The sequence below is a fragment of the Amycolatopsis sp. NPDC114503 genome, assembly GCF_055633655.1.
Genome location: NZ_JBVKDT010000004.1, coordinates 768,951 through 782,283, shown reverse-complemented (window position 1 = coordinate 782,283; position 13,333 = coordinate 768,951). Strand labels below are relative to the sequence as shown.

14 protein-coding genes are annotated in these 13,333 nt (G+C 68.9%); 8 read left to right on the top strand and 6 right to left on the bottom strand.

The features are described from left to right. Positions 1-14: 14 nt before the first annotated feature. Positions 15-101, bottom strand: coding sequence for a putative leader peptide (locus tag ACZ7OI_RS20680; protein ID WP_369805942.1), 87 nt, complete (start codon positions 99-101; stop codon positions 15-17). A 259-nt stretch (positions 102-360) separates the two neighbouring features. Here ACZ7OI_RS20680 and hemW point away from each other — a divergent pair, with 259 nt between their 5' ends. Together hemW and ACZ7OI_RS20670 are read left to right on the top strand one after the other, a co-directional pair. Continuing rightward, positions 361-1,575, top strand: a complete 1,215-nt coding sequence (hemW, locus tag ACZ7OI_RS20675; RefSeq protein WP_470265801.1) for a radical SAM family heme chaperone HemW — start codon at positions 361-363, stop codon at positions 1,573-1,575. 70 nt (positions 1,576-1,645) lie between these two features. Next, positions 1,646-2,566: an NADP-dependent oxidoreductase gene (locus ACZ7OI_RS20670; RefSeq protein ID WP_470265800.1), complete on the top strand. Its 921-nt coding sequence runs from the start codon at positions 1,646-1,648 to the stop codon at positions 2,564-2,566. On the opposite strand, the gene ACZ7OI_RS20665 is transcribed toward ACZ7OI_RS20670, so the two are convergent. Continuing rightward, complete coding sequence (locus ACZ7OI_RS20665; RefSeq protein WP_470265799.1) at positions 2,556-3,263, bottom strand: TetR/AcrR family transcriptional regulator; 708 nt, start codon at positions 3,261-3,263, stop codon at positions 2,556-2,558. The two genes, ACZ7OI_RS20670 and ACZ7OI_RS20665, sit on opposite strands and share 11 nt — an antisense overlap. Positions 3,264-3,357: 94 nt before the next feature. On the opposite strand from ACZ7OI_RS20665, the gene ACZ7OI_RS20660 reads away from it, so the two are divergent. Genes ACZ7OI_RS20660 through ACZ7OI_RS20645 form a run of 4 tightly spaced genes read left to right on the top strand, consistent with a single transcriptional unit; the run spans position 3,358 to position 6,231 of the window. Next, positions 3,358-3,765, top strand: coding sequence for an SgcJ/EcaC family oxidoreductase (locus ACZ7OI_RS20660; RefSeq protein WP_470265798.1), 408 nt, complete (start codon positions 3,358-3,360; stop codon positions 3,763-3,765). After that, positions 3,762-4,112 carry a hypothetical protein gene (locus ACZ7OI_RS20655; RefSeq protein ID WP_470265797.1) on the top strand — a complete coding sequence of 117 codons (351 nt, stop codon included), beginning with the start codon at positions 3,762-3,764 and terminating at the stop codon, positions 4,110-4,112. The genes ACZ7OI_RS20660 and ACZ7OI_RS20655 overlap by 4 nt, the downstream gene beginning before the upstream one ends. A gap of 57 nt (positions 4,113-4,169) precedes the next feature. Then, positions 4,170-4,988, top strand: coding sequence for a siderophore-interacting protein (locus ACZ7OI_RS20650; RefSeq protein ID WP_470265796.1), 819 nt, complete (start codon positions 4,170-4,172; stop codon positions 4,986-4,988). Positions 4,989-4,998: 10 nt separating this feature from the next. Beyond that, positions 4,999-6,231, top strand: a complete 1,233-nt coding sequence (locus tag ACZ7OI_RS20645; protein WP_470265795.1) for a serine hydrolase domain-containing protein — start codon at positions 4,999-5,001, stop codon at positions 6,229-6,231. Between the two features lie 155 nt (positions 6,232-6,386). On the opposite strand, the gene ACZ7OI_RS20640 is transcribed toward ACZ7OI_RS20645, so the two are convergent. From ACZ7OI_RS20640 to ACZ7OI_RS20625, 4 genes are read right to left on the bottom strand one after another with little or no spacing between them, the layout of a single operon-like run. Next, on the bottom strand, positions 6,387-7,385 hold the full coding sequence (locus ACZ7OI_RS20640; RefSeq protein WP_470265794.1) for a TIGR03842 family LLM class F420-dependent oxidoreductase: 999 nt from the start codon (positions 7,383-7,385) through the stop codon (positions 6,387-6,389). A gap of 10 nt (positions 7,386-7,395) precedes the next feature. Then, complete coding sequence (hydA, locus tag ACZ7OI_RS20635) at positions 7,396-8,778, bottom strand: dihydropyrimidinase (protein ID WP_470265793.1); 1,383 nt, start codon at positions 8,776-8,778, stop codon at positions 7,396-7,398. Next, the gene (locus ACZ7OI_RS20630) at positions 8,778-9,620 is read right to left on the bottom strand and encodes a nitrilase-related carbon-nitrogen hydrolase (RefSeq protein WP_037813646.1); all 843 of its coding nucleotides are present in this window, start codon (positions 9,618-9,620) and stop codon (positions 8,778-8,780) included. Before ACZ7OI_RS20630 ends, hydA begins: the two co-directional genes overlap by 1 nt. Then, positions 9,613-11,118: an NCS1 family nucleobase:cation symporter-1 gene (locus ACZ7OI_RS20625; protein ID WP_470265792.1), complete on the bottom strand. Its 1,506-nt coding sequence runs from the start codon at positions 11,116-11,118 to the stop codon at positions 9,613-9,615. Before ACZ7OI_RS20625 ends, ACZ7OI_RS20630 begins: the two co-directional genes overlap by 8 nt. 241 nt (positions 11,119-11,359) lie before the next feature. On the opposite strand from ACZ7OI_RS20625, the gene ACZ7OI_RS20620 reads away from it, so the two are divergent. Together ACZ7OI_RS20620 and ACZ7OI_RS20615 are read left to right on the top strand one after the other, a co-directional pair. Next, positions 11,360-12,031, top strand: coding sequence for a response regulator (locus ACZ7OI_RS20620; protein ID WP_470265997.1), 672 nt, complete (start codon positions 11,360-11,362; stop codon positions 12,029-12,031). Next, positions 12,028-13,080 carry a HAMP domain-containing sensor histidine kinase gene (locus tag ACZ7OI_RS20615; protein WP_470265791.1) on the top strand — a complete coding sequence of 351 codons (1,053 nt, stop codon included), beginning with the start codon at positions 12,028-12,030 and terminating at the stop codon, positions 13,078-13,080. The genes ACZ7OI_RS20620 and ACZ7OI_RS20615 overlap by 4 nt, the downstream gene beginning before the upstream one ends. Positions 13,081-13,333 lie beyond the last annotated feature (253 nt).

Sequence of the window (13,333 nt, the reverse complement as noted above, 5' to 3'; positions counted from 1 at the left end):
GGCTTCGGCGGGAGTCAGCGAACAGGCCGGCAGAGCGCGCTCGCGACCCGGACAAGGTCGACGTGGCGGCGCGCCACGAGAAGGACACCGGCAGGACTCACCGGCTCAGATTGCCACGCGGGCCGAACGTCGTCCAAGGGCGTCCGGATGGTGGGAGAAGGCTCACTGCGGGGGTGCGAAACGGCCCCGGATGTGCATCGGCCGGGCGATCTGCCAGGTCTTTCCCGGCTTTCGGACGCATCGTGGGACGGTTTCGGGCGCTTGTCGACCGGGTGCGCGACGGGTGGTGCATCGTTCGGCGGCCGAACTTTCCGCCGGGTGGCGCAGGGGCGCGCGGGAGCCCGCGCGCCGCGGGGGAGAATGGACGTCGTGCCTGTTCCCGACACTCACCGCCCGCCCGCCGGACTGCCCGAGACCGCTCTCGCGGGGCTCGGCACCCGTCCGTTCGGCGTGTACGTCCACGTGCCGTTTTGCGCGACCCGCTGCGGTTACTGCGACTTCAACACCTACACCGCGGGCGAACTCGGCACCGCCGCCTCGCCGCGGTCGTGGCTGGAGGCGCTGCGCCGCGAGCTGGAGCTGGGCGCCGAAATCCTCGGCAACGCGCCCAAGGCGGAGACGGTGTTCGTCGGCGGCGGGACGCCGTCCATGCTGGGCGCGGACGGGCTGGCCGAGGTGCTCGACGGCGTCCGGTCGGCGTTCGGGCTCGCGCCGGGCGCGGAGGTGACGACCGAATCGAACCCCGAGTCCACTTCGCCCGAGTTCTTCGCGGGCATCCGTGAGGCGGGTTACACCCGAGTGTCGCTGGGCATGCAGTCCGCGGCCCGGCACGTGCTCAAGGTGCTCGACCGCGTGCACACCCCCGGCCGTCCGGTCGACGCCGCGCGCGAAGCCCGGGCCGCCGGGTTCGAGCACGTCAACCTCGACCTTATTTACGGCACGCCGGGGGAGCGGGTCGAAGATCTGCGCGCGTCGCTCGACGCAGTTCTCTCCGCGGGTGTCGACCACGTGTCGGCGTACGCGCTGATCGTGGAGGACGGCACCGCCCTCGCCCGCCGGGTGCGGCGCGGCGAACTGCCCGCGCCGGACGACGACACGCTGGCCAGCTACTACGAAATGATCGACTCCGTCCTCGCCGGCGCGGGGTTGACCTGGTACGAGGTGTCGAACTGGGCGACCGGCGAGGCCGCGCGGTGCCGCCACAACCTCGGCTACTGGCAGGGCGGCGACTGGTGGGGCGCCGGACCGGGCGCGCACAGCCACGTCGGCGGCGTGCGGTGGTGGAACGTCAAGCATCCGGCCAAGTACTCCGGCTTGCTCGCGGAAGGCGCGAGCCCGGAGGCCGATCGCGAGGTGCTCACCGACGAAGACCGGCACCTGGAGCGGATCATGCTGGAGCTGCGGATCTCCGACGGCCTGGCGTTGTCGGCGCTCGACGAGCCGGGGGTCAGGCAAGCCCGGGCGGCCGCCGCGGAGGGGTTGCTCGAAGTGTCCGATTTGGACAGTGGGCGCGCGGTGCTCACCGATCGCGGGCGGCTGCTCGCGGACGCGGTGGTCCGGAGGCTGGCCGGCTGAATTTTCGCCCGCCGGGCATAAATCCGTTCGATCGTTTGTTGGGCTAAGCATACGAGCGAGGGAGACGCGTATGCCGCAGGCGGTCAGATACGGCGAACACGGCGGGATCGAAGTGCTGCAGCTGGCCGAAGTGCCTCGGCCGGCGCCGGAATCCGGGCAGGTGCTCGTGCGGGTCCGGGCCGCGGGCATCAATCCGGGGGAAGCGAAGATCCGCACCGGCGCTCTGGCCGAGCGCTGGCCGTCCACCTTCCCGTCCGGACAGGGCAGCGACCTGGCCGGAGTAGTGGTCGAGCTGGGCGCGGACGTCGAAGAAATCCAGGTGGGGGACGAGGTCGTCGGCTTCGTGCACACCCGCTCCAGCCACGCCGAGTACGTGCTCGTCCCGGCGGAGCATCTCGTTCCGAAGCCGAGCGGGCTGTCGTGGGAGGTCGCGGGCGGTCTGTTCGTCGCTGGAACCACTGCGTACGCCGCGGTGCGGGCGGTCAGCCCGCGCGAGGGCGAGACGGTCGTCGTGTCCGGAGCCGCGGGCGGGGTCGGTTCGCTGGCCGTGCAGCTGGCGAAGCTCACCGGCGCGACCGTGATCGGCATTGCCAGCGAAGCGAACCACGAGTGGTTGCGCGAGCACGACGTCGTCCCGATCGCGTACGGGGAAGGGCTCGAAGAGCGGCTCCGCGAGCTGACTGGCGACCGGGTGGACGCGTTCATCGACACTTACGGCGACGACTACGTCGAACTTGCCTTGCGGCTGGGCGTTTATCCCGGCCGGATCGACACAGTGGTCGACTTCGACGCCGCCGAGAAGTACGGGGTGAAGATCGAGGGCAACATGGCCGGGGCGAGCGCCGAGGTGATGCGCGACCTCGTCGCGTTGGCGGACAAGGGATTGCTCGAGGTCGAGATCGCCGCGACGTACCCGCTGGCCGAGGTCCAGGCCGCCTATCGCGAGCTGGAACAGGGTCACACGCGCGGCAAGATCGTGCTCACTTTCTGACCATCGCCGCCAGCCCGGCCACGAACGCCTCCAAGGCGAACTCGAGCCGGGCCTGGCTGGTGTCCGCGGTGAAGAACTCCCCGGCCTGCAACAGGTTCGGGAACGCGCTGGCGGGCAGCGACTGCATGTAGTCCGCCATCTGCCGCTCGCGCTCGCTCATTTTCTCCGGGTCGTAATCGCCGAACGTCCAGCCGCTGGCTTCGTAGGCGAAAGCCTTGGTGTACGTGCTCAACGCGTCCCCGGCGAACACTGCCTGCTGTAGATCCAGCCCTCCCGCACGCAGCAGCTGCAGCATGACTTCGCCCTGCCGCAACGAGTTCGGCGTGACCGGGATCGGCGTCTGCCACGCGACTTTCGCGATGCCCGGATACGCCACCATTGCCCGGATCTGTTGCCGCACTTGCTCTTTGACCTGTTCGGTCCACCGCCGCGGATCCGGCTCGGGGCACGGCACTTCGCTCAGCGCCGCGTCGAGCAACAACTCGTCCAGCTCCTCTTTGTTGGCCACGTACGCGTACAGCGACGCAGGCCCGGTCTCCAGTTGCTGCGCGACCCGGCGCATCGAGACGGCGTCGATGCCCTCGGCGGCCAGGATTTCGAGCGCGGTTTTCACGATCAGTTCCTGCGACAGCATCTGCTTCGCGGCGCGCCGGCGCGGGCTCGGCGTCCGGCGCCAGGGCGGGGGCGGTGCGGTCATCCCCGAAGCCTAGACGAGCCCCGCGCTTGACGCGAACGGTGTTCGTGAGTACAACTTGTCTCGTACGCGAACGTCGTTCGTTAAGGAGAAAAGCATGTCGCAGCACGAAGAAGTCCTGGCTGTCCTCGCGCGTCTCGCCGACGCCTGGAACAGCGGCGACGCGGATGCCTACGGGAATCTGTTCACCGAAGACGCCGACTACGTGACGTTCTTCGGGCTCCGGTCCGTCGGCCGCCAGGCGATCGTGGACTCGCACCGGGAGCTGTTCCAGGGAGCGCTCCAGGGCTCGAAGCTCACCGGCTTCGGCGAGCCGCGGGTGCGGTTCCTGCGGGACGACGTCGCGGTCATCGTGACCGGTGGCGGCTCGTCGCTGACCGGAGGCGACGACCCGGCCGCCGAGGGGCGCGAGAGTTCGCTGACCTACGTGCTGGTGCGGGGTGACGAGGGCTGGCGGATCACCGCTTTCCAGAACACGCGGGTCTCGAAGCCGTGGGAAGCATGAGAACGATCGTCGAGGTCTCCGGCGTCGTTCCGGCCGCGCCGAGGGAGGTGTTCTCGCGGCTGGAAAGGCAGTTGACGGCTTCGGATTACCCGATGAAGCTGGAGGTCGACCGCGAGCGCCGGTTTCTCGCCGCGCAGGGCGGTTGGTGGTACCGCGGGGAGTACGAGGTCGCCGACGATCCGGTCGGATCCCGCGTCACGCACCGCGTGCGGAACGCCGCCGCCGGGCAGTGGTGGGCAGTACTGGTGGCGAACCGGTTTTTCGTGGGGTTCCGGGAGCGGGTCGGGGCGGGTTTCCGGGCAATGCTCGCCGAACTCGGGGACGGCGGTACTGGGCGGAACGGGTGAAGGCGCGTACCGTGGGACACGCTACTTAGGTAAACCTTACTGAAACAGGGGTGTTCGATGGCCGAAGGTCCGGCGCGCAAGGGGAGGACCGCGGTGCGGCTGGAGGTGCTGCGCAAGGAGCACCTCACCCCGCACATGATCCGGATCGTGGCCGGCGGCGAGGGGCTTCGAGATTTCCGCCCGAACGAGTTCACCGACGCGTACGTGAAGGTGATCTTCAAGGTGGACGGGGTGGAGTATCCGGAGCCGTTCGACCTGAACCGGATCCGCGAGGAGCTGCCGCGCGAGCACGCGCCGCGGCTGCGTACCTATACGGTCCGCTCGTACGACGAGGCCGCGGGCGAACTGGTGCTCGACTTCGTGGTGCACGGCGACGAGGGTCTGGCCGGGCCGTGGGCGCAGCGCGCACAGCCTGGGGACGAGCTGTTGCTGGTCGGTCCGGGCGGGGCGTACGCGCCGCGCGCCGACGCCGACTGGCACCTGCTGGTGGGCGACGAATCGGCGTTGCCCGCCATCGCCGCCGCGCTCGAAGCGCTGCCGCCGGGGGCGTTGGCGCACGTGTTCTTGCTGGTGGAGGACAAGTCGGAACACCAGCCGCTCGCGACGAAGGCCGACGCGCAGGTCACGTGGCTGCACCGCTCGGCGTCCGACGATCTGGTCGCTGCCGTGAAGGCGCTGCCGTGGCCGGGCGAGGACGTGCACGCGTTCGTCCACGGCGAGGCCGGGTTCGTGCGGGAGCTGCGGCGGTACCTTTTCGACGAGCGCGGCGTCGCGCGAGACGCGGTGTCGTTGTCCGGATACTGGCGCGAGGGCAAGAACGACGAGGCCTGGCGCGAGGAAAAGGCGGCGGAGCGGAAAGCGGCGAGTTCGGCGTAAGGTCGCCGCCATGGCGACCGAGGTGAAGGTGGAGGCCGATCCGGCCGACGCGGGTTTCGACGGGGCACGACTGCGGCGGATCGACCGGCATTTCGCCCGGTACGTCGAGGACGGCTTGCTGCCCGGCTTCCTCGCGGTAGTGAGCAGGCACGGCCGGATCGTGCACGTCGCGTCGCACGGCTCGCGCGACGTCGAGGCCGGTGCGCCGGTCGAGACCGACACGATCTGGCGGATCTTCTCGATGACGAAGCCGGTCACCTCGGTGGCGGCGATGACGTTCGTCGAGGAAGGCCTGATCGACCTCACCGACCCGATCTCGCGGTGGCTGCCGGAATTCGCCGAGCCGCAGGTGTACGTGAAAGGCTCGGCGCTGGCTCCGGTCACCGAGCCGGCGACCGAGCCGATCCGGTTGTGGCACCTGCTTTCGCACACCGCGGGCCTGACCTACGGCTTCCACCACACGCACCCGGTCGACGCGGTTTACCGGGCAGGCGGGTACGAGTGGGGGACGCCGCCGGGGCTGGATCTGGCGGAGTGCACCAAGGCGTGGGCGCGGTTCCCGCTCGTGTTCCAGCCGGGTGCGGAGTGGAACTACTCGGTGGCCAGCGACGTCCTGGGCCGGTTGGTCGAGGTGCTGGCCGGGAAGCCGCTGGACGAGGTGTTCGCGGAGCGGATCTTCGGCCCGTTGGGCATGACGGACACCGGCTTCTGGACTTCGGACACGGACCGCTTGGCGGCCTTGTACCTGCCTGCGCCCCGGACGAAACAGCTGGTGCGCAACGACGCCTTCGGCGCGGTGGGAACGTCGCGCCCGGCTTGCCTTTCCGGCGGCGGAGGCCTGGTCTCGACGGCGGCCGACTACCACCGGTTTACCCAGATGTTGTTGCGCCGCGGGGAACTCGACGGGGTGCGGGTGCTGAGCCCGCGGACGGTGGATCTGATGACGGCCAATCATCTGCCGGGACATGTGGATCTGGAGGCCTACGGGCGGCCGCTGTTCGCGGAGATGCCTTTCGACGGGTACGGGTTCGGGCTGGGATTCTCGGTCCTGATCGACTCGGTCAAGGCGAAAACCCTTGCTACGCCGGGGGAGTACGCGTGGGGCGGGGCGGCTTCGACGGCGTTTTGGGTGGATCCGGACGAGGATTTGACGGTGGCGTTCTACACGCAGCTGCTGCCGTCGTCGACCCATCCGATCCGGCAGCAGCTGCGGCAGCTGGTGTATCAGGCGATGCTGGACTGATCCTTACGGAGCTGTCACGGCACCGTTCTCGACCGGCGATTGTCCGTTGCCGGTAGATGTCTTCGATGCGGTCGATGGGAACCCGTGTCTCCGTCTTCGGGCTGGTTGAACTGAGCCGCCAGGATGCGCTTGAGCCGGAGGCGGACAGGAGGAAATCACGCGGTCAGCTTCGGAATCACCTGCGCCCCATACGCGGCCATCGTCTCCTCCCTCTCGTCATGCATCAGATACAGCGCGAACTGGTCCACCCCCAGCTCCGCCAACTCCTCCAGCCGTGCGATGTGCGCCGACGCCGGGCCGAGCAAGCAGAACCGGTCCACGATCTCGTCCGGGACGAATGCGGTCGACGGGTTGCCCGCGCGGCCGTGGTGGGAGTAGTCGTAGCCTTCGCGCTCGCGGATGTAGTCGGTCAGCTCGTGCGGCACCGGGCCGGACGAGCCGTAGCGGGCGACCAGGTCCGCGACGTGGTTGCCCACCATTCCGCCGAACCAGCGCAGTTGTTCCCGTTGGTGCGCCAGGTCTTCGCCGACATAGGCCGGAGCCGCGACGCAGATCGTGATTCCGCCGGGATCGCGGCCGGCGGCGCGGGCGGCGTCCCGGACCGCGCCGATCGTCCAGCGGGCGATGGCCGGGTCGGCGCATTGCAGGATGAAGCCGTCCGCGTGTTCGCCGACTGTTTGCAGTGCCTTCGGGCCGTATCCGGCCATCCACATTTCCAGCCGCCCGCCGCGGATCCACGGGATGCGGACCGCGGTGTCGTTCATCGTGACCTCGCGGCCCTCGGCGAGGTCCTTGACCACGCGCATGCATTCGCGCACGGTGGCCAAAGTGGACGGCGGGCGGCCGACGACCCGGTGCGCGGAGTCGCCGCGGCCGATGCCGCACACCGTGCGGTTGCCGAACATGTCGTTGAGCGTCGCGAAGGTCGACGCCATCACCGACCAGTCCCGCGTGCCCGGGCTGGTCACCATCGGCCCCACGACCAGCGCGGACGTCGCTTCCAGGATCCGCGCGTAGATCACGAACGGTTCCTGCCACAGCACGCACGAGTCGAACGTCCAGCCGTACCGGAACCCGGCGTCCTCGGCGGCCTTCATCATCCGCACGACCTCCGCCGCGGGCGGGTCGGTCTGCAGCACGATCCCGAAATCCATCAGGCTTCCCTCAATTCAAGTATTGATTGAGTTCGCGAGACAAGAACTTGCCGTGCCCGGCGCTGCCGTGGAATCCGTCCGGCGACACCACGACCCGGCCGCGCGACAGTACAGTGTGGACCTTGCCGGTGAGCGAAAACCCTTCGTACGCCGAGTAATCCACGTTCATGTGGTGCGTCGCGGCGGAGAGGGTTTGCGACGCCGAAGGGTCGTACACCACGATGTCCGCGTCCGAGCCCGCCGCGATCACGCCCTTGCGCGGGTACAGCCCGAACATCCGCGCGGGCGTCGCCGAGCACGTCTCGACCCAGCGGCCCAGCGAGATCTCGCCCGCCACGACGCCCTGGTGCAGCAGGTCCATCCGGTGCTCGACGCCCGGTATCCCGTTCGGGATCGCCCGGAAGTCGTTGCGCCCCAGCTCTTTCTGGTCCTTGAAACAGAACGGGCAATGGTCGGTCGAGACCACGGACAGGTCGTTCGCGCGCAGCCCGCGCCACAGGTCGGCCTGGTGCGATTTCTCCCGCAGCGGCGGGGAAGCCACGAACTTGGCGCCCTCGAAACCGGGTTTCGCCAGGTCCTCAATGGACAAGTACAGATACTGCGGGCAGGTCTCGGCGAAGACGTTCTGTCCGTTGTCCCGCGCTTCGGCGACCGCGGCGAGCGCTTGTGCAGCCGACAAATGCACGATGTACAGCGGTGCTCCGGTCACCTGCGCGAGCCGGATCGCCCGCGAGGTCGCCTCGCCTTCCAGTTCGGGCGGCCGGGTCAGGCCGTGCTGCACCGGGTCGGTGTGTCCGGCGGCGACGGCCTGCGCGGCCAGTTCGTCGATCGCGATGCCGTTTTCCGCGTGCATCATGATCGTCGCGCCGATCTCGCGCGCCTGCTGCATCGCGCGCAGGATTTCCCCGTCGGTGGAGTAGAAAACGCCGGGGTAGGCCATGAACATCTTGAAGCTGCCGACGCCGCCGTCGACGCACGCCCGCATCTCCTTCAGCGTGGCGTCGTTGACGTCCGACACGATCATGTGGAACCCGTAGTCGATCGCGCAGTTGCCGTCCGCTTTGGCATGCCACTTGTCCAGTGTGGACAACAATGACGTTCCCTTGGCCTGCACGGCGAAGTCGATGATCGTCGTCGTCCCGCCCCATGCGGCGGCGACGGTGCCGGTCTCGAACGAATCGACGGAATGCGTGCCGCCGAACGGCATCTCCATGTGCGTGTGCGCGTCGATTCCGCCGGGAAGGACGTACTTGCCGGTCACGTCAAGGGTTTCATCGCCGGTCAGCGTGCCGGGAGCGCCTACCGCCGCGATGGTTTCGCCGTCCACCAGCACGTCGGCGGTGACCGCGCCGGACGGCGAAACTACTTGCCCGCCAGAGATCAGGACACTCATCAGGCCTCCGCAAGGGGTCCGTAGCTGTCCGGGCGGCGGTCGCGGTAGAACTGCCAAAGATCGCGGACTTCGGCAAGCCGCCCCATGTCGAGATCGCGGACCACGATCTCCTCTTCGGTGTCCGACGCCGCTTCGCCGACGAGCTGACCGCGCGGGTCCACAAAGTACGATTGGCCGTAGAAGTCGTTGTCGCCCAGCGGTTCCACGCCGACCCGGTTGATCGTGCCCACGTAGTACTCGTTCGCGACAGCAGCGGCAGGCTGCTCCAGTCGCCACAGGTACTCCGACAGCCCGCGGCTCGTCGCCGACGGGTTGAACACGATCTGCGCCCCGGCCAGCCCGAGTGCGCGCCAGCCTTCGGGGAAATGCCGTTCGTAGCAGATGTACACGCCGATCCGGCCGACTGCGGTGTCGAAGACCGGATACCCGAGGTTGCCGGGCTTGAAGTAGAACTTCTCCCAGAATCCCTTCACCTGCGGAATGTGGTTTTTGCGGTGCATTCCGAGGTATTTCCCGTCGGCGTCGATCACCGCCGCGGTGTTGTAGTAGACGCCCGGCTGTTCCTGTTCGTACATCGGCACCACGAGCACCACGCCGTGCCGCTCCGCGACCTCCTGCATGAGCTTGGTGGTGGGACCGTCCGGGATCGCTTCGGTGTAGGAGTAGAAATCCGCGTCCTGCACCTGGCAGAAATACGGGCCGTAGAACAGTTCCTGCAGGCACACCACCTGTGCGCCTTGCGAGGCCGCCTTGCCGATGGCGTCGACCGCGTTCGCGATCATCGACTCCTTGTCGCCTGTCCACCGCTGCTGGATCAAGCCGGCTCGGACCGTGTCAGACACTGGTTTCCTCCTCGTTCCGGTGCGCGTTCAAAGGAAGGCTGAACAGGACGTAGGCGACGAAAGCGCCGACGAATCCCACCGCCCAGTTGTAGTCGTACAAAGGCTTCAGGAAAGGAATCAGGCCGTCGGCCGGGAACGGACCGCCGTAGGCGCCGCCGACCGCGAGCACCGCGCCGATCAGGGTCGCGACGAGCGCGCGCCAGTGCCAGCCCGCGGTGAACCAGTACTGCCCGCTCGGCAGGTACAGGTCGGCCAGCTTCAGCCGCGTGCGCTTCACGACCCAGTACCCGGCGACGAGCACCCCGGCGACCGCGCCGAGCAGCCCGCCGTAGAAGCCGAGCCAGGCGAAAATGTAGATGTCCGGGTCGGAATAGAGCCGCCACGGCTGGATCAGGATGCCGATCACGCCGGTGATCAGCCCGCCGAGGGCGAAGGTGATCCGTTTCGGGAAGGCGTTGGAGAAATCGTAGGACGGGCTGACGACGTTCGCCGCCAGGTTGGCCGAGATCGTCGCCAGCACCAGCGCGACCAGCGCGACGACCACCACGACCGGGCTGGAGAACTTGTCCGCCAGCTGCGCCGGGTCCCAGATGTCCTGCCCGTAGAGCACGTGCCCGCCGGACGTGGTGAGGATGGCGACGACCGCGATGAACGTCATCGTCGTCGGCAGCCCGAGGATCTGGCCGCGCATCTGCTTGCGCTGGCTGCCGCCGAAGCGGGTGAAGTCCGGCATGTTCAGCGACAGCGTCGACCAGAACGCGATCATCGCCATCAGCGACGGCGCGAACACCTTCCAGAACCCCGGCCCCCAGCCGAGCTTCCCGCTGTCGTGCAGGATCGGGCCGAACCCGCCCGCCTTCACCAGCACGTAGCCGAGCAGGATCAGGAACCCGACCGACACCAGCGGCGCGGTCCAGTTCTCGAACTTGCGGACCGCCTCCATGCCGCGCCAGATGATCAGCATCTGCACCAGCCAGAACACCGCGAACGACAGCCACATCGTCCAGTGCTGCCCGGCGATCACCGCCGAATCGCGCCAGCCGGATCCCGCCAGGCGTCCGACGATCACGTAGATCGCCTCGCCGCCAACCCAGGTCTGGATGCCGAACCAGCCGCACGCGATGAACGCGCGCAGCAACGCGGCGAGGTTCGCCCCGCGCAGGCCGTAGAACGCGCGGGCGAACACCGGGAACGGAATGCCGTATTTGGTGCCGGCGTGGCTGTTGAGCAGCATCGGCGCGAGCACGATCAGGTTGCCGATGGTGATCGTGATCAGTGCCTGCAGCCAGTTCATGCCGAGTGCGATGAGCGACGCGGCCAGTGCGTACGAGGGGATGTTGTGCGCCATCCCCATCCACAGCGCGAAATAGTTGTAGGTCGTCCAGGTCCGCTTCTCGACCGGGACCGGGGCCAGTTCGTCGTTGAAGAACCGGCTGCCTCGCAGCGCCCGCACGTCGCCGAGGTCCACCCGGCTGTGCTCACGTGTCGTCGGCTCCATTGCGGAATCCTGCGCGCCGGGCGGGGGCCGGGGGCAGAGACAGACTGTTCACTGTTCGGACGCCCTTGGCGCAGTCTGTCGATTGCGCCGAACCGCGCCGGGATGCATGACGTACGTCACAACCTGGTCGTCATCCCGGGGCAAAACGGCGGAAACATCTCCACCGGATCTCCACATCTCACCCGGATGGCCTCCACGGCGGTTGCCTAAAGTCGGCGGCATGGACAACGGGGGAAGACGGGTGCTGGTCGTCGAGGACGACCTCACCATCGCCGCGTCGATCGACGCCCGGCTGAGCGCGGAAGGGTTCTCCGTGACGGTCGCGCACGACGGTCCCGCGGCGGTCGAGGCGGAGGCGGCGACCAGCCCGGACCTGGTGGTTCTCGACGTGATGCTGCCCGGTTTCGACGGTCTCGAGGTGTGCCGCCGGATCCAGGCGCGACGGCCGGTGCCGGTGCTGATGCTCACCGCCCGCGCCGACGAAACCGACCTGCTGGTGGGCCTCGGGGTCGGCGCGGACGACTACCTCACCAAGCCGTTCTCGATGCGCGTGCTGTCCGCGCGGATCCAGGCGTTGCTGCGGCGGGTGGAGCGCTCGTCGGCCGCGGCGGAGGAACGGATCGTGCTGGGGGATCTGGAGATCGACATCGCGGAACGCCGGGTTCGCCGAGGGGGCGAACCCGCCCAGCTGACGCCGATCGAATTCGACCTCCTGGTGCATTTCGCGCGCCGTCCGCGCGCGGTGCAGCCGCGGGAACGGCTGCTCAGCGAGGTGTGGGACTGGGACGTGCAGGCGATCGGAGCCGGCACCCGGGCGGTGGACAGCCACATCAAGGCGCTGCGGCGGAAACTGGGGGCCGACTTGATCCGGACGGTGCACGGAGTCGGCTACGCGTTGGAGGTTCCCGCGTGAGAGTGCTGGTGGCGAAGGCCGTCGATCTGCTGCCGCGGCCGCTCGACCCGATCCGGTCGGTGAAGCTGAAGCTGGCGATCCTGATGGTGGCGTCCGGCGGGATCGCGTTCGGGTTTTTCCGGTACCAGATCGGCTGGCTGCCGCCGCAGACGACGGTGATGGCGATGGTCATCGCGCTGGTGACCTCGCAGATCCTGGCGCACGGCATGACCCGCCCGCTGCGCGAAATGACCGCCGCCGCGGGCGAAATGGCGAAGGGCGACTACACCCGCCGCATCCGCGCCACCGCGCGCGACGAGGTCGGCTCGCTGGCGGAGGCGTTCAACCGGATGGCCGCCGATCTGTCCACCGCGGACCAGCAGCGCCGGGAACTGATCGCGAACGTCTCGCACGAACTGCGGACGCCGATCACCGCGCTGAACGCCGTGCTGGAGAACCTGGTGGACGGCGTCGCCTCGCCGGATCCCGCGACGCTGCGCACCGCGCTGCACCAGACCGAACGCCTGGGCAGGCTGGTCGCCGAACTGCTGGATCTGTCGCAGATCGACGCCGGAACCCTGCCGCTGGACCGATCGACGGTCGACCTGGCGGACCTGCTGGCCGAGGTGGCCGCCGAGGCGGAGGCGATGGCCGCGGCGGCGGGCCGGGGAGTCCGGTTCACGGTCTCGGTGACCCCGCCGGGCGCGACGGTGCCCGCCGACCGGGAGCGGCTGTACCAGGTGGTGGTGAACCTGCTGGAGAACGCCGCGCGGCACGGCCCGGCCGGGGGAGAAGTGGCGGTGCTGGCGCGGGTCGAGGCCGGGGAGGCGCGGATCGAGGTGCACGACCAGGGCCCGGGGATCGCCGAGCCCGACCGCGACCGGGTGTTCGAGCGGTTCACCCGGGGAGAACGCGCCGGGGGCGGCGGGACCGGGCTGGGGCTGGCGATCGTGCGGTGGGTGGTGGAACTGCACGGCGGGACGGTCGCGGTGGTCGACGCGGAACCCGGCCGGGCGGCTGCCGGGGGAGGCGGGCCGGGGTGCCGGATCCGGGTGACGTTGCCAGCTTGAGCTGAAGCTCGGGTCGGCGGCCGGGTGGCGGCTGCCCTGGAGGCCAGCGGGCGCGCATCGGTGCCGCGGACTCGTTGCGGGGCGAGCCTCTGGTCGCGGTGGAGCTGCGGGGTCCACAGTGATCGGGGAAGCATCGGCTGGCCATCTGCTCGCCGAGGTCGGTGGGTGATCGCGGGGATCGCCTGGCCATGTGTTCGCGTGGATCTTCGCTGGCCGGGTGCTTCCGTTCCCTCAGCGCCTCCGCTGAAGCACT

Coding starts and splice junctions, on each gene's coding strand:
- hydA (WP_470265793.1), bottom strand. CDS start 8,778: ATGAGTGTCCTGATCTCTGGCGGGCAAGTAGTTTCGCCGTCCGGCGCG.
- ACZ7OI_RS20665 (WP_470265799.1), bottom strand. CDS start 3,263: ATGACCGCACCGCCCCCGCCCTGGCGCCGGACGCCGAGCCCGCGCCGG.
- ACZ7OI_RS20640 (WP_470265794.1), bottom strand. CDS start 7,385: ATGGATTTCGGGATCGTGCTGCAGACCGACCCGCCCGCGGCGGAGGTC.
- ACZ7OI_RS20655 (WP_470265797.1), top strand. CDS start 3,762: ATGAGAACGATCGTCGAGGTCTCCGGCGTCGTTCCGGCCGCGCCGAGG.
- ACZ7OI_RS20660 (WP_470265798.1), top strand. CDS start 3,358: ATGTCGCAGCACGAAGAAGTCCTGGCTGTCCTCGCGCGTCTCGCCGAC.
- ACZ7OI_RS20645 (WP_470265795.1), top strand. CDS start 4,999: ATGGCGACCGAGGTGAAGGTGGAGGCCGATCCGGCCGACGCGGGTTTC.
- ACZ7OI_RS20670 (WP_470265800.1), top strand. CDS start 1,646: ATGCCGCAGGCGGTCAGATACGGCGAACACGGCGGGATCGAAGTGCTG.
- ACZ7OI_RS20650 (WP_470265796.1), top strand. CDS start 4,170: ATGGCCGAAGGTCCGGCGCGCAAGGGGAGGACCGCGGTGCGGCTGGAG.
- ACZ7OI_RS20625 (WP_470265792.1), bottom strand. CDS start 11,118: ATGGAGCCGACGACACGTGAGCACAGCCGGGTGGACCTCGGCGACGTG.
- hemW (WP_470265801.1), top strand. CDS start 361: ATGGACGTCGTGCCTGTTCCCGACACTCACCGCCCGCCCGCCGGACTG.